The 20921-nt window shown below is 58.7% G+C and carries 18 protein-coding genes; 10 read left to right on the top strand and 8 right to left on the bottom strand.

Annotated features, from left to right (window positions below; all coding sequences use genetic code 11):
* From ACR0DG_RS09540 to xdhA, 5 genes are read right to left on the bottom strand one after another with little or no spacing between them, the layout of a single operon-like run.
* Positions 1-1083 carry an ABC transporter permease gene (locus ACR0DG_RS09540; RefSeq protein WP_480696584.1) on the bottom strand — a complete coding sequence of 361 codons (1083 nt, stop codon included), beginning with the start codon at positions 1081-1083 and terminating at the stop codon, positions 1-3.
* Between the two features lie 35 nt (positions 1084-1118).
* Entirely contained in the window at positions 1119-2636 is a 1518-nt protein-coding gene (locus ACR0DG_RS09535) for an ABC transporter ATP-binding protein (RefSeq protein ID WP_480696582.1), read from the bottom strand.
* A complete protein-coding gene (xdhC, locus tag ACR0DG_RS09530) occupies positions 2633-3568 on the bottom strand; it encodes a xanthine dehydrogenase accessory protein XdhC (protein WP_480696580.1) in 936 nt (311 codons plus the stop codon). Before xdhC ends, ACR0DG_RS09535 begins: the two co-directional genes overlap by 4 nt.
* Positions 3568-5970 (bottom strand): xanthine dehydrogenase molybdopterin binding subunit, encoded by a 2403-nt coding sequence (xdhB, locus tag ACR0DG_RS09525; RefSeq protein WP_480696578.1) that lies wholly within the window; start codon positions 5968-5970, stop codon positions 3568-3570. The genes xdhC and xdhB overlap by 1 nt, the downstream gene beginning before the upstream one ends.
* A complete protein-coding gene (xdhA, locus tag ACR0DG_RS09520) occupies positions 5967-7328 on the bottom strand; it encodes a xanthine dehydrogenase small subunit (RefSeq protein ID WP_480696576.1) in 1362 nt (453 codons plus the stop codon). Before xdhA ends, xdhB begins: the two co-directional genes overlap by 4 nt.
* A 344-nt stretch (positions 7329-7672) precedes the next feature.
* Here xdhA and dnaE point away from each other — a divergent pair, with 344 nt between their 5' ends.
* From dnaE to ACR0DG_RS09505, 3 genes are all read left to right on the top strand, one after another.
* Positions 7673-11173: a DNA polymerase III subunit alpha gene (gene dnaE / locus ACR0DG_RS09515; protein ID WP_480696574.1), complete on the top strand. Its 3501-nt coding sequence runs from the start codon at positions 7673-7675 to the stop codon at positions 11171-11173.
* Positions 11174-11263: 90 nt separating this feature from the next.
* A complete protein-coding gene (locus ACR0DG_RS09510) occupies positions 11264-11476 on the top strand; it encodes a YMGG-like glycine zipper-containing protein (RefSeq protein WP_480696572.1) in 213 nt (70 codons plus the stop codon).
* Positions 11477-11481: 5 nt separating this feature from the next.
* A complete protein-coding gene (locus ACR0DG_RS09505) occupies positions 11482-11847 on the top strand; it encodes a hypothetical protein (protein ID WP_480696570.1) in 366 nt (121 codons plus the stop codon).
* A gap of 4 nt (positions 11848-11851) precedes the next feature.
* Here the strand turns inward: ACR0DG_RS09505 and ACR0DG_RS09500 are convergent, their stop codons facing one another.
* The gene (locus ACR0DG_RS09500) at positions 11852-12046 is read right to left on the bottom strand and encodes a SlyX family protein (protein WP_480696568.1); all 195 of its coding nucleotides are present in this window, start codon (positions 12044-12046) and stop codon (positions 11852-11854) included.
* A 124-nt stretch (positions 12047-12170) separates the two neighbouring features.
* On the opposite strand from ACR0DG_RS09500, the gene hisS reads away from it, so the two are divergent.
* Genes hisS through hisG form a run of 3 tightly spaced genes read left to right on the top strand, consistent with a single transcriptional unit; the run spans position 12171 to position 15436 of the window.
* On the top strand, positions 12171-13658 hold the full coding sequence (hisS, locus tag ACR0DG_RS09495) for a histidine--tRNA ligase (protein ID WP_480696566.1): 1488 nt from the start codon (positions 12171-12173) through the stop codon (positions 13656-13658).
* Positions 13659-13661: 3 nt separating this feature from the next.
* Positions 13662-14750: an ATP phosphoribosyltransferase regulatory subunit gene (locus tag ACR0DG_RS09490; protein ID WP_480696564.1), complete on the top strand. Its 1089-nt coding sequence runs from the start codon at positions 13662-13664 to the stop codon at positions 14748-14750.
* The gene (gene hisG / locus ACR0DG_RS09485; RefSeq protein ID WP_480696562.1) at positions 14747-15436 is read left to right on the top strand and encodes an ATP phosphoribosyltransferase; all 690 of its coding nucleotides are present in this window, start codon (positions 14747-14749) and stop codon (positions 15434-15436) included. The genes ACR0DG_RS09490 and hisG overlap by 4 nt, the downstream gene beginning before the upstream one ends.
* On the opposite strand, the gene ACR0DG_RS09480 is transcribed toward hisG, so the two are convergent.
* Positions 15433-15864 (bottom strand): DUF1489 family protein, encoded by a 432-nt coding sequence (locus ACR0DG_RS09480; RefSeq protein WP_480696560.1) that lies wholly within the window; start codon positions 15862-15864, stop codon positions 15433-15435. The genes hisG and ACR0DG_RS09480 overlap by 4 nt on opposite strands.
* Positions 15865-15993: 129 nt before the next feature.
* On the opposite strand from ACR0DG_RS09480, the gene ACR0DG_RS09475 reads away from it, so the two are divergent.
* The 4 genes from ACR0DG_RS09475 to ACR0DG_RS09460 all read left to right on the top strand — a co-directional run bounded on the left by ACR0DG_RS09475 (position 15994) and on the right by ACR0DG_RS09460 (position 20428).
* Positions 15994-18276, top strand: a complete 2283-nt coding sequence (locus ACR0DG_RS09475; RefSeq protein ID WP_480696558.1) for an adenosylcobalamin-dependent ribonucleoside-diphosphate reductase — start codon at positions 15994-15996, stop codon at positions 18274-18276.
* 187 nt (positions 18277-18463) lie between these two features.
* Positions 18464-18958 (top strand): hypothetical protein, encoded by a 495-nt coding sequence (locus ACR0DG_RS09470; protein WP_480696556.1) that lies wholly within the window; start codon positions 18464-18466, stop codon positions 18956-18958.
* A 195-nt stretch (positions 18959-19153) separates the two neighbouring features.
* Complete coding sequence (gene rpsD, locus ACR0DG_RS09465; protein ID WP_170325974.1) at positions 19154-19774, top strand: 30S ribosomal protein S4; 621 nt, start codon at positions 19154-19156, stop codon at positions 19772-19774.
* Positions 19775-20095: 321 nt separating this feature from the next.
* Positions 20096-20428, top strand: a complete 333-nt coding sequence (locus ACR0DG_RS09460; protein WP_480696554.1) for a hypothetical protein — start codon at positions 20096-20098, stop codon at positions 20426-20428.
* Between the two features lie 5 nt (positions 20429-20433).
* Here the strand turns inward: ACR0DG_RS09460 and ACR0DG_RS09455 are convergent, their stop codons facing one another.
* Positions 20434-20895, bottom strand: a complete 462-nt coding sequence (locus ACR0DG_RS09455; RefSeq protein WP_480696552.1) for an Lrp/AsnC family transcriptional regulator — start codon at positions 20893-20895, stop codon at positions 20434-20436.
* Positions 20896-20921: the final 26 nt, after the last annotated feature.

Here is a 20921-nt window from a genome sequence, read left to right as displayed (position 1 = left end):
TCACGCTACCTCGTTACGGGCCGCACGGATGCGGTAGTTTGTCAGAAGATCGAAGGCCAACAGAAAGAACAGCAGCATTCCCTGAAACACTTGAATGGCTGCGGCCGGCAGACCCAGCTGAGACTGCGCGATTTCGCCGCCAATGTATGTCAGTGCCATTAGGCCGCCGGCCAGCAGAATACCCACCGGGTGCAGACGACCCAGAAAGGCCACGATGATCGCCGTAAAGCCATAGCCTACGTTGAAATCAATACTGACCACACCAGAGGGGCCGGACACCTCGAACATACCGGCAAGGCCTGCCAGCGCGCCTGACATACCCAGACAAAACAGGATCAGTCTAGCAGGGTTAACACCGGCGAATTTGGCGGCGCGGGGCGCTTCCCCTGTCAGGCGGATGTGAAAGCCCAGCATGTGTCTGTTCAGCAAGACATAGGCAAAGATCACAGCGATCAGCGCGACGACGACACCCAAATGCATTCCTGAGCCGGTAATCAGCTCGGCATTATGCGCGCTTTCGTATTGTTGCAAGTTGCGCGAGCCCGGAAACCCAAGCCCCTCGGGGTTCCTGAGCAGACCCAGTGAGGCCGAAGCCAGCATCTGTTCGGCCACATACACCAACATGAGCGAGACGAGGATCTCATTCGTGCCAAACCGAACCTTTAAGAAAGCGGGGATCATCGCCCACAACCAGCCGCCAAACGCCCCGGCAAGGATCATGATCGGGAAGACAAACCATGCGTCCAGCGGATAAAACGCCAAGCCTGCCCCGGCACCGAAAATGGCGCCCATGATGTACTGCCCTTCGGCACCGATATTCCAGATGCCCGCGCGAAACCCCAGTGAAAGACCGATCGCGATCAGCACAAGCGGCGCGCCCTTCACCAGCAGCTGAGGGCGGTAATAAAAGGAAAACTCGCCGAACAGAGGCTCCCAAAAGATAGTGCCGATGGCCTCAACCGGGTTCTTGCCCAGAATGGCGAACAAGATGCCGCCGAACAGCATTGTTGCCAGCACTGCGACCAGCGGGGTGGCGTAGGACCACGCCTTGGACGGCTGTGGCCGTTTCTCCAACACAATCATCTGCTCATACCCCCGTCGTCGTTTTTTGTTTTGGATCAGACATGGGCAACCTCCATGCCATGTGCGCCGCCCATCATCAGGCCGATTTCGTCTACCGTCAGGCCAGTCGTTGTGCGCGGTGCGCTTAACCGCCCTTCGTTCAGCGCGGCAAAGCTGTCTGAGATTTCCATCAGCTCATCCAAGTCCTGACTGATGCAGACAACAGCTGTTCCCTTGGCGGCCAGATCCAGAATAGCCTGCCGGATCGCGGCCGCAGCAGCCGCGTCCACGCCCCATGTCGGCTGGTTCACCACCAAAACATCTGGGTTCTGAAGCACCTCTCGTCCAATCACGAACTTCTGCAGATTGCCGCCGGAGAGCGAACGCGCAGCGTTGTCGGGACCCGGTGTGCGCACGTCAAACGAACTGATGATTTTTTCTGCAAAGCTCTTGGTGTCCGACCATTTCAGAAAGCCATTGCTTTCCAGATTTTCGCGAACGGAACCTGTCAGCAAAGCGTTTTCCGTCAGGCTCATATCCGGCGCGGCCGCATGACCCAGGCGTTCCTCGGGCGCGGTCAGAACGCCCAGCTTGCGCCGTGCTGTTGGGCCAAGTTTCCCAATGGGCTGGCCATTGAATTTGATCGCATCCGCCGTTGTCGGAATTTCACCAGACAGAACGCCCAGCAATTCGTCCTGCCCGTTGCCAGCCACGCCACCGATCCCCAGAACTTCACCTTTCCGGACTGTCATGTGGATGTTTCGCAGTGAGGTGCCGAATTCAGAAGGCGAGGCGACCGACAGGCCGGTGACGTCCAGCGCAACCTCGCCGAATTCCCGCCCGCTGCGTTCAGGCGTTTGCAGGGTCGAGCCGACCATCATTTCTGCCATATCCCGTGCCGAGGTTTCAGACGGAATGCATTCGCCGACGTTTTTACCCAATCGCAAGATCGTCGCGTGGTCGCACAGGGTGCGGATCTCTTCCAGTTTGTGTGAGATATAGAGGATCGAGGTGCCCTCGGACCGCAATTTGTTCAGAGTTTCGAACAGGATCTCAACCTCTTGCGGGGTCAGAACCGAGGTGGGTTCATCCATGATCAGCAGTTTTGGATCTTGCAGCAGGCAGCGGATAATTTCGACCCGCTGACGCTCGCCCGCAGAAAGATCACCGACAGTGCGGAAGGGATCAAGAGGCAGGCCATAGGTCTCGGACACTTCTCGGATGCGCGAAGCCAGATCGCCCATTGCAGGAGGGTTTTCCATGCCCAATGCAATGTTTTCGGCCACGTTCAGCGCATCAAACAGCGAGAAGTGCTGGAACACCATCGCGATTCCATCAGCCCGCGCCGCCCGAGGTTCGCTGGGGGCAAATGGTTGATTGCGCAGCAGCATTGTGCCGCCGTCCGGTTTCACCAACCCATAGATCATTTTCACCAGAGTGGATTTTCCGGCTCCGTTTTCACCCAACAAGGCGTGAACTTCGCCTTCACCGATGTCGAAAGACACCTGATCATTGGCCACAACGCCGGGGTAGGCTTTAGTCAGCCCCTGCAAACTTAGCAATGGAGTGGTCACGCGCTCAGGTCCTTCTTCAACTCGTTCTGTCGGGCCGGACGCAGAATTTGCGCGGCGACGCCAACGGCGATCATCTGCGGGTGTTTGCCCAAACCGGGATCGCCTATTGGGCAGGTGATCCGGCCGATCCGTTCGGGCGAATGACCAAGAGCCTTCAGCCGCGACCGGAATCGCGCCCATTTCGTAGCCGAGCCGATCAGCCCCGCAAAGCGGAAATCATGCGAAAGCAGCCGGTTGCACAGCTCTAAGTCCAAATTGTGTGAATAAGTAAGCACAAGATGCTCGGCATTGGGCGGTGCATGGCGAACCAGTTCGGTTGGTTTGGCAACTGGAACCGTGGTGACACCCGCTGGGACCGAGGTCGGAAAACGCTCGGGCCCGGTGTCGACCCATGTGATCGCGATGTCGGGCAGGGGGGACAGAACATCCACCAGTGCCCGGCCCACATGGCCAGCACCCCAGATCCACAGGTTCCGGGTCGGCTTGTGGACCGGCTCAACCATCCAGCCGTCGATCAGCTGTGGTTCGGGGGCAATCCCCTGACCGCGCGCGGTCGCAAGCAACCGTTTCACGGACAGAGGCATTTCACCTTCCGAGGCCGATCGCGCGATAACTGTGTCGTCGAGCGCTTCGACCGCTTTGAGATCAAAGACTTCGCTGAACAGCGAAACTGCTCCACCGCAGCATTGGCCCATGTCAGGGCCAAGCGCGTGGTGGGTCAGGCGGGATTGGCCGGTTTGTTTTCGCGCGGCCTTTGCCGCCTGAAATTCGAGTGTACCACCGCCTATTGTTCCGCTTTGCCCGTCCTTCCAAACCAGCATTGCGGTACCAACTTCGCGCGGGGATGACCCCTTGATCGCAGCAATGACAACCCGGGTAACCTTCCCGTGGGTATTGACCGCCTCCCTCAAAGCCTCAAGGTCAAATCCCATCAGATGCCTCCCTTCATCCTTTGGACGCCGCGCCAGACTTCCTCAGCCGTGGCAGGTGCATCCAGCGCCGGATAGCTGTCGCCACAAGCTGCGACCGCGTTCGACAGGGCCAACCATGCCGATATGCCCAACATGAAGGGCGGCTCTCCCACTGCTTTTGAGCGATAGATCGTGTCTTCGCGGTTCTCGCCATCCCAAAGCGCGATGTTGAAGATATCAGGGCGGTCCGAGCAAGCCGGGATCTTGTAGGTCGATGGCGCATGCGTACGCAGGTTGCCTTTGCCGTCCCAGACCAGTTCTTCGGTCGTCAGCCAGCCTGCGCCCTGCACATAACCGCCTTCGACCTGTCCGATATCCAGCGCAGGGTTCAGCGAGGCCCCCGCGTCATGCAGGATGTCGGTGCGCAGGATGCGGTTCTCGCCGGTTAGTGTGTCGATGGCCACCTCGGTCACCGAGGCCCCATAGGCGAAGTAGAAGAACGGACGCCCTCGACCCGCGATCCGGTCCCATTCGATCTTGGGTGTTTTGTAGAACCCGGTTGCCGACAGGCTGATACGGCCCTGATAGGCCAGTGCCGCAGCTTCGGCGAAGGTATAGCGTTCCCCGCCAACAGAGACGTGCCCATCCGCGAAAGTGACTGCCGATGGATCGACCTGATGCCGCTCGGCCAGATAGTCGGCCATCCGGTCGCGGATCGTGTCGCAAGCGGCTTTGACGGCCATCCCGTTCAGGTCACTGCCCGAAGACGCGGCGGTGGCCGAGGTGTTCGGCACTTTGGCGGTATCGGTAGCGGTGATCTTGACCATCTCCAGCGGGATGCCGAACCGCGATGCGGCCACTTGCGCGACCTTCTGGAACAGCCCTTGTCCCATCTCGGTGCCGCCATGGTTCAGGTGGACCGAGCCGTCTTGATACACATGCACCAGCGCGCCCGCCTGATTCAGATGGGTCAGGGTGAAGGAAATCCCGAACTTGACCGGAGAGAAGGCGATGCCCTTCTTGATCACGCTATTCTCGGCGTTCCATTTCGCGATGGCAGCCTTGCGTGCGGCGTAGTCGCTGGATTTCAGCAATGCGTCGGTCATGCCGTGCAGTTCGAAATCGCTGACCTCCATCCCATAGGGCGTGGTGTTGCCACCGGCGGGCAGAGGGCGAACCGGCGCGTTCCCGGTTTCCACAGCGCCACGGCTGGTCAGGTCTTCGTGCGGGTCAGGATGGCCCAAAGGTTTCTCATGCGGCGGCTGATCGGCCACTTTATGCGCTGGCTCATAATAGTTGCGACGGCGCAGTTCGACCGGGTCCAGCCCAAGCGCGTGCGCGGCGTGGTCCATCACGCGTTCGATCCCGACCATGCCCTGCGGACCCCCGAAGCCGCGATAGGCAGTGGCGGATTGGGTGTTGGTCTTTAGCCGGTGGCTTTCGATCCGTGCGTTGGGCAGTAGATAGGCGTTGTCCGAATGCAGCATCGCGCGGTCGGCCACGGGCAGAGACAGATCCTGCGCCCAGCCACAAATGACGTAGTGATGGAATGAGACGCCCTGAATATGGCCGTTCTCGTCAAACCCGGCCTTGTAAGCGATCCGAAACGCGTGGCGCTTGCCGGTGATGATCATGTCGTCATCGCGATCATAGCGCATCTTGCAGGCTTTGCCCGTCGCGCGGGCGGCAATGGCGCAGGCAACGGCCAAGGCGTTGCCCTGACTTTCCTTGCCGCCAAACCCGCCCCCCATCCGTCGGGTTTCGACCCGGACGGCGTGCATGGGAACGCCCAAGGCATCTGCCACCTTGTGCTGAATCTCGGTCGGGTGCTGGGTTGAGCTGTGCACCAGCATATCCGTGCCCTCATTGGGCACGGCCAGCGCGGCCTGACCTTCCAGATAGAAATGCTCCTGACCGCCCAGTTCGAATGTGCCTTCGATGACGTGAGGTGCGCTGGCGATGGCCGCGTCGGCATCGCCTTTGGCATAAATGCGTGGGCCGTCCTCGAACCGGCTGTCGGCGGCAAGGGCGTCTTCGATCGTCAGGATCGGAGTTTCTTCGGCATAGTCGATCTTGCCCAGACGTGCGGCTTTGCGCGCGGCCAGATGGCTTGTCGCGATGACCAGAAACACGGGTTGGCCAATATAGTGAACCGTGCCATCGGACAGCAGCGGTTCATCATGGATCGAGGGCGATACGTCATTGGCAAAGGGCAGGTCATCCGCCGTCATCACCTGCACCACGCCTTCGGCGGCCTTGACGGCGGTCAGGTCCATCGCGGTGATCCTGCCCTTGGCAATCGGGCTGAGGCCGAACGCCAGATGCAGCGTGCCTTTGGGTGTCGGGATGTCGTCCACATAGCGCGCGGCACCTGCCACATGCAGCGGGGCGGCGTCGTGGGGGAGGGGTTTTGCGACGCTCATGCCGACACCTCCAACACGCTGGTGACTTCGCCCTGATCTTCGAGGAAATAGCGTTCCAGCATCGCTTTGGCGGTTTCCAGACGATAGGTGGCCGAGGCGCGCATGTCCGTGAGTGGTTGATAATCCTCGGCAAACGCAGGCAGCGCGGCCCTGATAGCCTCGCGCGTCCATGGTTTGCCGATGAGTGCGGCCTCGACATGGGTTGCCCGTTTCGGAACGCCGGCCATGCCGCCAAACGCGATGCGCGCGGCTAAGACAGAGCCATCCGTAACGGTGATGTTGAAACACCCGCAAACGGCCGAAATATCTTGATCGAACCGTTTGCTGAGCTTGTAGGTTTTGAGGCGGTCTGGCTGGCGGGGAAAGCTGACAGCCTCGACAAATTCGCCCGGTGCGCGGTCTTGCTGGCCGTAGGCGATAAAGAAATCTTGAAGCGGCAACGTTCGCCGTGTGTCACCCCTGCGCAAATGCAGGGTTGCACCAAGGGCGATCAGGGCGGGAGGGTTGTCTCCGATGGGTGAGCCATTGGCGATGTTGCCCCCCACGGTCGCGGCATGGCGCACTTGCACGCTGGCATATCGGCGGATCATTTCAGCGTAAGAGGGGTGCAGATCGGCCAGCGCGTCGCTCATGCGGTTCATGTCGACCATCGCACCAAAGCGGACTTCCTCATCGGTGATGGTGATCTGCTTCAGATCCTCGCATCGGTTGAGGAAAATCACAGGGTCCAAATCACGCAGCTGCTTGGTGACCCACAAGCCCACATCTGTCGCTCCGGCAACCAGAGTGGCTTCGGGGTTCTCGGAATAGACAGCTGCCAGCTCATCCGATGATCCGGGTAACATCGGCGACGTGGCAGGGGACGCGACGGGTTTGTCCTTTACCCAGACTGGGATGGGCTGCGCCTCGGCGGCCTGGGCGGCGCGGATGATGGGGGCATAGCCGGTGCAGCGGCACAGGTTGCCAGCAAGCTGCGTGTCGTGATCGGTTGCACCATTGGCGTGGCTGGCGATCATCGACATGACAAAGCCGGGCGTGCAAAAACCGCATTGTGAGCCGTGCAGGTCAACCATCGCCTTCTGAACCGGATGTGCCTCGCCATTGGGTCCGCTTGCGCCTTCGACCGTACGGACGGCTTTGCCGTGCAACTGCGGCAGGAACAGGATGCAGGAGTTCAGCGCCTTTGCGCCATCCTCATCCGTCACCATGACGGTGCAGGCTCCGCAATCGCCCTCGTTGCAACCTTCCTTGGTACCGGTCAGGCCGCGATCCTCGCGCAGCCAGTCCAGCAGTGTGGCCGTCGGATCGACATCCGCCAGTTCCACTGTCTCTCCGTTCAGAAGAAACGTGATGTTCATTCGAGAAACCTGTCGCCTTACCCGGTTGCGCCCTTGGGTGCCCTCCTTCGATGCGACGTAGAAAGAGCGGCGGGCGGATTGCTTGCCGTCAGATGTTAGAAACAGCGCAACCGATCTGGCAAGAAAAACTGCCTATATAATGCACTATTGGACCTGAACGGCCTGTGAATGTCGCGTTTGTTTAAAGGTCAGTTTGTTGTAAATAAAGCGCTTTTTAAAAGCGCGGCACAGCCTTGCCCGAAGCACCTTCTGGAAAAGCCGAATAATCGGCGCTGATTTTTTAGGCAGGCCAAAGCCGCGGTTCTGACTTTTGCAGCGCGTCGGCCTGGGATAGCGTAGGCCGTATGAGCAGTACCCCTCGATTCATTCATCTCCGCGTTCACACTGAATATTCGTTGCTGGAAGGCGCTGTGCGGCTGAAAAAGATGCCCGCTTTGTGCGAGAAGATGGAGATGCCCGCTGTTGCCGTGACGGACACCAATTCTATGTTCTCGGCTTTGGAGTTTTCGGTGACCGCAAGCGGTGCCGGTGTTCAACCGATCATGGGCTGTCAGGTCGATCTGACCTATGTGCAAGCGCAGCCGGGGGAAAAGCCCAAAGCGCCCGCGCCGCTGGTACTGCTGGCGCAATCAGAGGCTGGGTATGAGAACTTGATGAAGCTGAGTTCCTGCCTCTACGTTGATAAGGGCGGGCAACTGCCTCAGGTCACGTTGGATGAATTGGCCGAGCGGTCGGATGGCCTGATCTGTCTGACCGGCGGGCCGGATGGGCCTGTGGGGATGCTGTTGCAACAGGGGCAGCGCCCGGCAGCTGAGGCTCTGGTGGATCGGTTGGCGGGGATGTTCCCGGATCGGCTCTATATCGAATTGCAGCGCCATCCGGGCGAAGGGGGCCAGCCCGAAGCGGAACGCCTGACCGAGCGTGGCCATGTTGAGATGGCCTACGCCAAGAACCTGCCTCTGGTCGCAACCAATGACGTCTATTTCCCGACTTCGGACATGTACGAGGCGCATGATGCGCTGATTTGCATTGCCGAGGGGGCTTATGTCGACCAACAAGAAGGCCGCCGCCGCCTGACCGCGCAGCACTATTTCAAGTCGCAGCAGGAAATGGTGACGTTGTTCGCCGATCTGCCCGAGGCCGTTGAAAATACGGTCGAAATCGCGCGTCGTTGCGCCTTCATGGCCTACCGTCGCGATCCGATCCTGCCGAAGTTTGCAGATGATGAGGTTGCAGAACTGCGCCGCATCGCCAATGAGGGCCTGCAGAAACGTCTGGCGGTGATCCCGCATGCCGTGACGCCTGAGGAATATCAGGAGCGGCTGGATTTCGAACTTGGCATCATCGAGGGCATGGGCTTTCCCGGCTACTTCCTGATCGTTGCCGACTTCATCCAATGGGCCAAAGATCACGACATTCCGGTGGGGCCGGGGCGGGGTTCGGGTGCGGGCTCGCTTGTGGCCTATGCGCTGACGATCACCGACCTTGACCCGCTGCGCTATTCACTGCTGTTCGAACGGTTCCTGAACCCCGAGCGGGTCTCGATGCCTGACTTCGACATCGACTTCTGTATGGATCGCCGCGAAGAGGTGATCCGTTATGTGCAGCAGAAATATGGCCGCGACAAGGTGGGGCAGATCATCACCTTTGGTGCGTTGCTGTCGAAGGCCGCCGTGCGCGATATCGGGCGGGTCTTGCAGATGCCGTATGGGCAGGTAGACCGCCTGTCCAAGATGATCCCGGTTGAGGGGGTCAAACCCGTCTCCATCGAGAAAGCGCTGAAAGACGAACCGCGTCTGCGCGAAGAGGCGCGTAGCGAAGAGGTTGTGGATCGCTTGTTGACCTATGGCCAGCAGGTCGAGGGTCTGTTGCGCAACGCCTCGACCCACGCGGCGGGAGTGGTTATCGGGGATCGTCCGCTGGATGCTCTGGTGCCGATCTATCAGGACCCGCGATCAGACATGCCCGCGACCCAGTTCAACATGAAATGGGTGGAACAGGCCGGGCTGGTGAAATTCGACTTTCTGGGGTTGAAAACCCTGACCGTGATCCAGAATGCGATGGATCTGATCTTTAAATCCGGGCGCGACCTTCACATCGCACCCGATGGCACTGAGCTTTATGAACCTGCCGAAGGCGCGGTAAATGAGATCAACGCCATCCCGTTGGATGATGAGGCGACGTACAAGCTTTATTCGGCGGCCAATACGGTGGCGGTGTTCCAGGTGGAAAGCTCGGGCATGATGGATGCCCTCAAGCGGATGAAGCCGGACTGTATTGAGGATATCATCGCCCTCGTCGCACTCTACCGTCCCGGCCCGATGGAGAACATTCCCAAGTTCTGCGAGGTCAAGAACAAGCTCAGCCAACGCGACACGCTGCACCCATCCATTGACCACATTCTGGACGAGACACAGGGCATCATCGTCTATCAGGAACAGGTAATGCAGATCGCGCAGGAAATGGCGGGTTACAGCCTTGGGGGCGCGGACCTGCTGCGCCGCGCGATGGGTAAGAAAATTCAAGAGGCGATGGATGCCGAGCGTCCAAAGTTCCTCAAAGGTGCCGCCGAGAACAACGTGGATGAGGCGAAGGCGACCGAGGTTTGGAACCTGTTGGACAAGTTCGCCAACTACGGCTTCAACAAATCCCACGCGGCAGCCTATGCGGTGGTCAGCTATCAGACCGGCTGGCTAAAGGCGAACCACCCGGTCGAGTTCATGGCGGGTGTCATGAACTGCGATATCCACCTGACTGACAAGCTGGCCATATATTTTGAAGAAGTCCGCAAGGGGCTGGAACTGCCCTATGTGCCGCCTTGCGTGAACCGGTCACAATCGACCTTCGACGTGGTGAATGGAGAGCTGGTCTATGCGCTGGGCGCGCTGAAGAATGTAGGCGTCGAGGCGATGAACCTCGTGATTGAGGGGCGGGCCGACAAACCTTTTGTCAACCTGTTCGACTTTGCCCGGCGGGTCGATTTGAAAAAGGTCGGAAAACGCCCGCTGGAAATGTTGGCCCGCGCAGGCGCGTTCGATCAGCTCGACAAGAACCGCCGCCGCGTGTTCGAAAGCCTCGACCCGCTGATGCAGTATTCGGCGGCGATCCACGAACAGAAAAACTCGAACCAGGTGTCGCTGTTTGGCGAGGCGGGCGACGACTTGCCGGAACCTCGCCTGTCACCCACGCCGGACTGGCTGCCAGCAGAACGCCTTAGCGAAGAGTTCAAGGCCATTGGTTTCTACCTCTCGGGTCACCCTCTGGACGACTACATGCCCGCGCTGAAACGCAAGCAGGTTCTTACGCTGGATGAGGTAACGGAAAAGGCGCGCTCGGGGCCGTTTATCGCGAAAATGGCGGGTGTCGTTGCAGGACGGCAGGAAAGGAAATCGGCCAAGGGCAATCGGTTTGCGTTCGCGCAACTCTCAGACCCATCAGGGGCCTACGAAGTGACACTGTTTTCGGAAACGTTGGAGAAATCCCGCGACTTTCTGGAGACCGGCGCGCAGGTCGTTCTGTCAGCCGAGGCGACGATGGAGTCCGATCAGCTCAAGCTGCTGGCGCGATCTGTTGGGCCGGTTGATTCAGTCGTTGCCGAAGCGGGTGCAACCGGTTTGCGCATTTTTGTAGATGGCGCGCAGGCTCTGCCGACCGTTGCCAAGGTTCTGGAGGATGCCGCCACCGCTGCCAAAAACGCAGCCCGGGGTCCTGTCCAGCTATTATTGCTTGATCCCGGCTTGCCCGGCGATGTTGAGATGGATTTGGGGCAAAGCTTCCCCATCAATCCTCAGATCAAGGGTGCAATCAAATCGCTGGACGGCGTCCTGTCGGTCGAGGAAATCTGATGCCGTCACCCTTTGTTGCCCCAAGGTTCCTGTGGCGCTAGGCTGGGGGCCTGAGAATACAGTTTGTTATGTTTGCAGGAGGGCACATTCATGTCCATTGGGTCTATTGGTGTGAAGGCTTTGGTCGTCGCGTCGCTGATAGCAGTATCCGCCACCGCTGGGTTGGCGGACGACAAGAAGAAAAAGAAACAAACCATCGAAGGCGCGCTGATCGGAGCGGGCGTAGGTGCATTGATCGGCGACGGCAGAGGAGCCGCCATTGGCGGCATCGCTGGTGCCATTATCGGACATAACTGGAAATGAATGCGATGAGAAAAACGTTGCAAACCGCCGCGACCGGCCTGTCTTTGATCCTGCCCGGCTTCGGATTGGCCGATGAGGTCGCCGAACAGATGGTGCAGGATGCATTGCCCGTCATGCACTACACCTGCGCCTCAATCGCCGAAGAGGCAGACGGAGACGAAGCCTTTGTCGTGGCCGTTGTTGAAAAGATGACGGCGCTGTCGCTCTACAATCGTCAAATCAATATCGAAGATCACGCGACGACTGACGAGGAAAAAGCCGGACTGCATGAAGCCTTTATCACGGCCCTGTCCGAAGGGTGCGCTGCGGATAAGGATGCTCTGTTGGGTGGTGTTGTCGACGACGCGGTGAAATCGACGCTGGGTTTATAAGTGTTCAGTAATGCGGTGGGCGCTCGTCGCCGAAGACGACCCCGCCGGACCCTTCCTGCGCCCGTTCGGCCTCGCGCTGCAACAGCATCTCGACACGCCGGGTCAGGCGGTCGATCTCGGATTGTTGCGTCGTGACGACCGAGTTCAGCTCTTCCACCGTTCGGGTCAAATGGGCGATCTGTTCTTCCAGAAGCTGCATGGCGATCTCCTTTAGGCGTGGTCATAGCGGCACGGGCAGCCCGTGACCAGTCAAAGCGCGCCTTGCCCCGATGCGGGCCATGGGATAGACCGCGCGCGGAAGATGACCGCGAAGGACGCCCCACATGGCCAAGCCCAAGAAACAGCCCCGCCCCAAGGCCGTAATGCCAAAAGGGTTCCGCGACTATTTCGGCGAGGAAGTCACGCAGCGCACCGAGATGCTGCGGACGATTGCGGGCGTGTATCATCGGTATGGGTTCGACGCTTTGGAGAGCAGCGCGGTTGAGACCGTCGAGGCGCTGGGCAAGTTCCTTCCTGATGTGGACCGCCCGAACGAAGGTGTGTTTGCGTGGCAGGAGTTTGACGAAGGCGGCAACGGTGATTGGATGGCCCTGCGCTATGACCTGACCGCGCCTTTGGCACGAGTCTACGCGCAGCATCGCAATGATCTGCCGACGCCCTATCGCCGCTACGCGATGGGTCCGGTCTGGCGGAACGAAAAGCCGGGGCCGGGGCGGTATCGTCAATTCTATCAATGCGATGCGGATACGGTGGGCACGGCGTCGATGGCTGCGGATGCCGAGATCTGCGCGATGCTGTCGGACACACTGGAGACTGTCGGCATTCCGCGCGGCGACTATTTGGTGCGCGTGAACAACCGCAAGGTTCTGAACGGTGTGCTTGAAGCGATGGGGCTGGGCGAAGACGCCGCCGCCCGCGACAACGTTCTGCGCACCATCGACAAGTTCGACAAGGTGGGCGAGGCCGGGGTGCGTGAGCTGCTGACCAAGGGCCGTTTGGATGCCTCGGGCGCATTTATCGACGGTGTTGGCCTCAGCGATGATCAGGCCGAGCCGGTGATTGCCTTCCTAACCTCGAAGGCTGCGGACACCGGCGGAACGCTGGCCAACCTGCGCGCGGCCGTCGGCGACAGCAAGATCGGTGCGGACGGGATCGCCGAGTTGGAACAGATCGGCGCTCTGCTTGATGCAGGCGGCTACGGTTCGGACCGGATCGAGATTGATCCTTCGGTCGTGCGCGGTCTCGGCTACTACACCGGACCGGTTTATGAGGCTGAACTGACCTTTGAGATATTCGATGAGAAAGGCCGCAAGCGGCAGTTCGGGTCGGTCTCGGGCGGGGGTCGCTACGACGATCTGGTCAAGCGCTTTACCGGGCAGGAAGTGCCCGCGACCGGCGTGTCCATTGGCGTCGATCGCCTGCTGGCCGCCCTGCGTGAAAAAGGTCGGATCGCGGCGCAGGCCACGGGCCCCGTGGTTGTGACCGTCATGGATCGTGACCGCATGGCTGATTATCAGGCGATGGTGGCCGAGCTGCGCAATGCCGGCATCCGGGCCGAGGTTTATCTGGGCAACCCCAAGAACTTTGGCAATCAGCTAAAATACGCGGACAAGCGGAACTCGCCTATCGCGGTGATCGAAGGTGGCGATGAAAAGGCCAATGGCATCGTGCAGATCAAGGACCTGATCCTTGGCGCCAAGATCGCCGAAAGCGCCACGCTTGAGGAATGGAAAGAACGCCCCAGCCAGTTCGAAGTGCCTCGGGGCGATCTGGTCGCCAAAGTACGCGAAATTCTGGACAGTCAGGACTGACCTATGCCCAACCGTTCCCAGATACAGGCCCGCGCTGCGATGATGCGTGTCCGGTTCGAGGCCGCAGGTGCGCAAGTTGTGGATCCGCCTTTGCTGCAACCGGCTGAAACGCTGCTGGATCTTTACGGAGAAGACATCCGTGGACGTGCGTATGTGACGTCGGACGCACTGCGCGGCGAGCAGATGTTGCGCCCGGATTTTACCCTGCCTGTCGTGCAAATGCATATGTCGGAAGGCGCCGAGCCTGCGCGCTATACATACTCGGGTGAGGTGTTTCGCCGTCAGGAACATGACCCGGACCGGTCCAACGAATATGTGCAGGTCGGTTACGAGGTTTTCGATCGTGAAGATCCGGCCGGTGCTGATGCCGAAGTGTTTTCACTGATCGCCTTGCAGTTGCGCGGGCTGCCTCTGCGGGCCGCGACAGGGGACATCGGCATCCTGACCGCAGCGGTTCAAGGTTTGCGGACAACGGATCGTCGCAAGGCGGCTTTGATGCGGCATCTGTGGCGGCCGCGTCGGTTCCGTATTCTGCTGGACCGCTTTGGCGGGCGTAAACCGGACCCTGAAAGCCGCGCCGCCTTGCTGGATGCAGATACGCCGTTGAACATAAGCGCCCCGATGATTGGCAAGCGAACGGTGTCCGAAATCGAAGACCGGATTGAAGCTTTGAGATTGGACCGCGACGCGGGCGTAATTTCCGAGACCGAAATGGGTGGGTTGGATTCCCTGTTGGCCGTGCGCGAAACCATGCCTTTCGCGCTAGAGCAATTGCGCGACGTGGCGGTTGACCTACCGCAGATTAGCCCCGCTCTGGATCGCCTTGAGGCGCGTGTTGCGGCAATGCAGGCACGTGGGGTGGATGTTGAGGCGCTCGATTTCGAGGCGTCTTATGGCCGGACCTCGATGGAATATTACGACGGCTTCGTCTTCGGCTTTTACGCCGAGGGTCGTCCGGATCTGCCACCCATCGCGACCGGTGGGCGCTATGACGCGCTGACGCGGCAGTTGGGAGGCGGGGCTGAAATCCCAGCCATTGGGGGCGTAATCCGCCCCGACCTGATGCTTGAGATGGAGGAGGCCGCGCAATGAGCTTGAAACTGGGCGTGCCCTCGAAGGGTCGGTTGATGGACAAGACCTTTTCCTGGTTCGAAAAGCGCGGCATCACCCTGTCGCGCAGCGGATCTGATCGCGAATACGCAGGTAAGGTCGACGGGATTGAAGGCGTCTCGTTGATCCTGCTGTCGGCAGGGGAAATCCCGCGTGAACTGGCCGCGGGGCGTATCCATTTGGGCGTAACCGGAGTTGATCTGGTGCATGAAAAGCTGCCGCGGTGGGAACAGCAGGTGGAAGAAATCGCGCCGCTGGGTTTCGGCAAGGCTGACCTGATCATCGCGACACCTGCTTGTTGGGTCGACGTTGATACGTTGGACGATTTGGACGCGGCAGCGGCAGGATTTCGCAAGGCCCACGGGCACCGGCTGCGGATCGCCACCAAGTACCACAGATTGGTGCGTGAGTTCCTCACGGATGCGGGTGTCGCGGACTACACTTTGGTCGACAGTCAGGGTGCGACCGAAGGCACGGTGATGAATGAAACCGCCGAGGCAATCGCTGATATCACCTCGACCGGTGAGACTTTGCGCGCAAATCACCTGAAGATTTTGTTGGACGGGCTTATCCTGAAATCGCAAGCGACGCTGTGGCGCAGCCGCGTGGCCAAATGCGACGCGGGGGAAAAGGCGGTTCTGTCAGAATTTCTGGACCGGCTGCGTTAAAGCACACCGATCTCTGCCAGCGCACGGTTCAGATCATCGGGCAGGGCGTCGTCCTGCTCGCGCCCTTTGGGCAGATCGGCAGGCGTATCTTCGGGTTTCAGATAGCGCCACCCCTGAAACGGGCGTTTCAGCGCGTTTTGCGTACGGTGCACCTCGGGGTCCAGTACGATTGCGCAGCGTCGGATACCGTCTTCACCGCGCACTTCATCCAGTCGCAGCACCTTTTGGCGACACTGGATCACGCCCTTGATCACCCAATAGATTGATCCGCCGTTTAGAATCTCGGCCTCGCGCTTGGGCCACATCCGGGTGACGTGGCGCGGGCAGCCGTCCTCATAAAGCGGTCTGCGGCTGTCCTGCCAAGCCATCAGCGTATCGACGCTTTCGGATCCAACCGACAGTTTTATGAGGTTTACGTACTTATCCACAGTTTTCCCACAGAGTCGTCCCGAGGTCAGTCTTTATATTGTAGTCTTCTGCGGCTTGTCATCAAGGTGTTGTGGTTTAGTTGTGATTTAGGGTAGTCTGGATACCTCTTTCAGCACAGGGAATCACCAATGAGCCGCTTTGCCGCCCCCATCGCCGAGCAGATCTGGGACATGAAATACCGCTTTAAACAGGCGGATGGCACGCCCATCGACCAGACCGTCGAGGACAGTTGGCGACGTATCGCCCGCGATCTGGCGCGGGTGGAAAAGGACCCGGCTCATTGGGAAGATAAGTTTTATGAGGCGTTGGAAGATTTCAAATACCTTCCTGCCGGACGTATCACCGCGGGTGCTGGCACCGCGCGGCAGGTCACGCTGTTCAACTGTTTTGTGATGGGCACTGTGCCCGACAGCATGGGCGGCATTTTCGACATGCTGAAAGAGGCCGCGCTGACCATGCAACAGGGTGGGGGGATCGGATACGATTTCTCGACCATCCGCCCGCGTGGCGCGGATGTAAAAGGGGTTGCCGCGGATGCTTCAGGCCCGCTGAGTTTTATGGACGTGTGGGACGCAATGTGCCGGACGATCATGTCTGCGGGTTCGCGCCGCGGGGCGATGATGGCGACGATGCGCTGCGATCATCCGGATATCGAACAGTTCATCACCGCTAAGTCCGATCCGGCACGTCTGCGCATGTTTAACATGTCGGTTCTGGTGACCGACCCGTTCATGGAGGCAGTCAAAGCCGATGGCCCTTGGGAGTTGGTGTTCGACGGTAAGATTTATCACACCGTTCAGGCTCGTGATCTTTGGAACAAGATCATGCAGGCCACCTATGACTACGCCGAGCCGGGCGTGATCTTCATTGATCGGATCAACCAGGCAAACAACCTTAGCTATGTGGAAACCATCGCGGCGACCAACCCTTGCGGTGAGCAGCCGTTGCCGCCCTATGGGGCGTGCTTGTTGGGCTCGGTGAACCTGGCCCGCCTGGTAGCCCAACCCTTCGAGCAGGCGGCACACCTGAATGAAGAGGCATTGCAGGAACTTGTCGCCACCGCTGTGCGCATGATGGACAACGTGGTGGATACTTCGAAATTCCCGTTGGTAGAGCAAGAGGCCGAGGCGCAAGACAAACGCCGCATCGGGTTGGGCGTGACCGGTCTGGCCGACGCGCTGTTGATGTTGGGTCTGCGCTATGGGTCAGACGAGGCGGCGCGTCAGACCGAACGCTGGTTGCACGCGATCGCCCGCGCCGCGTATCTGGCGTCGGTCGACTTGGCGAAGGAAAAGGGCGCATTCCCCTTATTCGATGCCGAGAAATATCTGGCAAGCGGCACGATGCTGCAGATGGACGAAGATGTGCGGGATGCGATCCGGGAACATGGTATTCGGAACGCTTTGCTGACGTCGATCGCGCCGACCGGGACGATTTCACTGTATGCGGGCAATGTATCGTCCGGGATCGAACCGGTCTTTGCCTATGCCTACACGCGCAAGGTTCTGCAGAAAGACGGGTCACGCACCGAAGAAGAGGTCGTCGACTATGCGGTACAGATGTGGCGCGACAAGTTTGGCGACAAAGAGCTGCCAGACTATTTCGTCAACGCGCAAACATTGTCGCCAGCCGATCACGTCAAGATGCAGGCAGCAGCGCAAAAGTGGATCGACAGCTCGATCTCAAAGACGATCAATTGCCCCGAGGATATCAGCTTTGATGCATTCAAAGACGTTTACATGCAGGCTTGGGATCAGGGTTGCAAAGGATGCACGACGTACCGCCCCAACGATGTCACCGGATCGGTGCTGACCGTTTCGGAAAGCGACGACAAAGCGCCGGGTGAAAGTGTGGATGCACCGCATGAAGTCGACGGGGGTGAAGTCGTTTACATGTCTGAACCTCTGGACCGGCCTCAATCGCTGGAGGGGTCGACCTACAAGCTGAAATGGCCTGACAGCGAACATGCGATCTACCTGACCATCAACGATATTGTCATTGGTGGCCGCCGTCGCCCGTTTGAGGTGTTCATCAACTCGAAGAACATGGAGCATTACGCCTGGACGCTGGCGCTGACGCGTATGATCTCGGCCGTCTTCCGTCGCGGTGGGGACGTTTCCTTTGTGGTCGAAGAATTGAAAGCCGTATTTGACCCGCGCGGCGGTGCGTGGGTCAAAGGGAAATACATCCCCTCAATCCTTGCCGCCATCGGTGGTGTCATCGAACAGCATCTGATCAATATCGGCTTTTTGGAAGGCGAGGGCATGGGCCTGAAATCGGATCCGCAAGCGCAGGTGGTGAACATGGATGCACCGCGCGGCAAAGCCTGCCCATCTTGTGGACAGTTCGATATGGCGATGATCGAAGGCTGTATGACCTGCCGCAGTTGCGGGCATTCCAAGTGTGGCTAAAACTGCGTTGCCAGTTTGATTAAAAAGAGTGCGTTCTGGCGGGAAAATCTTCCGCCAGACGACGAAATCTGAATCTCTTTAGCAACATTTTTATGAACGTAATGTTAACGTCTCTTTTCTGACAAAATTTCCGCTGATAAGAACGCATAAGTGAGCAGTGACGTGTTTAAAAGTACGGGCGGTAATAATGAGAACCGGGCACAACGGTTGCATAGCCATATCTTGGGCGCAAACAGAGCTGGACGGGCTTGAAAACGCGCCATTGTCTTTCCTGAATGTCGGGGCCGCGTGGTCATGGCGGGGACGAGCAATCGCCTTCGATACGCAAGGTGACCTGGGTGCAAGGCCATCCTCCAACACGGTTGACGATTTCTTAAATCAGCAAGAATTGGCTTCAGACGCGCATGGCGTTGTGATTCTGACGAACGGAGCGCAGCAGTTTTCGGCTCTTTTGTATTCGGCGTCTGAACGAACTGAACCGGTTTTGGTGTTTGAAGGTGCCTGTCCTGCACGTGAACAGGAATTCTGGGTCGACGAAGTTGTAGAAATTCAGACTGGCAGCGACGAAGTCGAACGCGCTCCGGATACCGTGATTGCGTTTCCCGCGCGTCCCAACATGGATCCTGACATTCACGCGGTTCCGCGTCTACCAGCTGCGAATTCCGGCCCGTTGATGGACTGAAGGCTCTGGGCCTGCGAAAAAACGAAAAGGCATTGGGCCTGACGTGTTGACTCTTCCCTGACTGCAGATATAAGCGCGGCTTCATTGGTGTTGGTGGCCCCCGCAAGGGGATGCCTGTCATGGGGGAAACCTCAAGAGGACAACGCCCTTCATAGTGGCCTTACAGGGCCTCGACCAAATCGAAGGAGATCAGCCGTGACCAAACGCACGTCTGCCAAGTACAAAATCGACCGCCGGATGGGCGAAAACATCTGGGGCCGTCCGAAATCCCCGATCAACCGTCGTGAATACGGCCCCGGCCAGCACGGTCAGCGCCGCAAGGGTAAACTGTCGGACTTCGGTCTGCAGCTGCGCGCCAAGCAGAAGCTGAAAGGCTACTACGGCGACCTGACCGAGAAGCAGTTCCGCCGCATCTACGCCGAAGCCGAGCGTGTCAAAGGCGACACCGGTGAAAACCTGATCGGTCTGCTGGAGCGTCGTCTGGACGCTGTTGTTTACCGTGCCAAGTTCGTACCGACCGTGTTTGCTGCGCGTCAGTTCGTGAACCACGGCCATGTCAAGGTAAACGGTAAGCGCGTCAACATCCCGTCCTACCGTGTCAAAGAAGGCGACGTGATCGAAGTGCGTGACAAGTCCAAGCAGCTGGCTGTTGTTCTGGAAGCTGTCGCGCTGGCCGAGCGTGATGTGCCTGACTACATCGACGCCGACCATTCGAAAATGACTGCGACTTTCGTTCGCGCACCGGGCCTGAGCGATGTGCCTTACCCTGTCATGATGGAGCCGAACCTGGTCGTCGAATTCTACGCGAAGAACTAATCTTCGCTCATCCTTACGAATTTCAGAAACCGCGCCGTTCAGGCGCGGTTTTTTTTGTATTGCGCGCCCAATTTCAAACATGATCGGCATTTACGAAAAGCGGGCAATTCAAACTCAACAGGATCAAATACTTTGCGTGCATTTCAGAACTTGATTTCGGGGGCCACCAAGCGCCGATGTGTTTTAACAAAATTCAGTGTTGGTCTGACGCTGTTGGTCGCGGCGTGCTCTTCTTCGTCAACATCGCTTAACCCAAGCAGCCAGCTTTCAACGGACCCGGTTCTTGCAAGCGTCATCAACAGTTTCGAACAGGGATGCATTGTGAATGCGCCCGCATTTGACGCAGGCCGAGTACGGGCGGGCTTTGACGCAAATAAACCCGATCTGGCGCCGGGTATGCTGTTTCTTGCCAGTGGAACGCCGGGAAAGTCTTGCGGTACAACCGTCCGTCGATACGGGAAAGAAAGACCGGCCCCCTCTGTTGGGGATATCAACAGATTGGCTCGTATCGTAGCCAACCGAACCGGGTGGGCATTAACACCCGTTGTCCCCGGCAAAAGCTCGTATGCAAAGGTGGGGCAAGGGCGCAAGGGCTATTCGGTGGGCGGCTACGTGACCGGAGATGGCGATCTTCGCCTCACTATCTATGAATGACCACTTCAAATCGGTAGCGGTCGCCCCTCGGCGATCGCTTCCATCGCGAAATAGGACGTGACACTGTCCAGTTCTACTTTTTCGATCAGGCGCTGATAGACCTTATCGTAAGACGCCATGTCCGCGGTCACGACCTTTAACTGATAGTCGTAATCCCCGCCAATCCGGTGGAAATCTATCACTTCGGGAATGGTCAGGACGTGGCTGCGAAACGCCTGCAACCACTCGGCAGAGTGGTGTCGGGTGCGCAGCATTACAAATACCACAAGACTTAAGCCCAGTTTTTCACGCGCAATTTGTGCAGTGGACCCGGTAATCACACCTGTTTCATTCAGCGCTTTTAGCCGCCGCCAGCACGCGTTTTGAGACAACCCAACCCGATTCGCCAACTCACGCTGAGACAGGGTCGCGTCTTTCTGAAGTTCGCGCAAAATCTGTTGGTCAAATTGATCTATTTTTTCGCTCATATGAAATCATATGACACATAATTGTC

The organism is Ruegeria sp. BG8, from assembly GCF_056538325.1.
The sequence above is the reverse complement of the archived record's forward strand: the minus strand, read 5'-3'. Positions and strand labels throughout refer to the sequence as shown.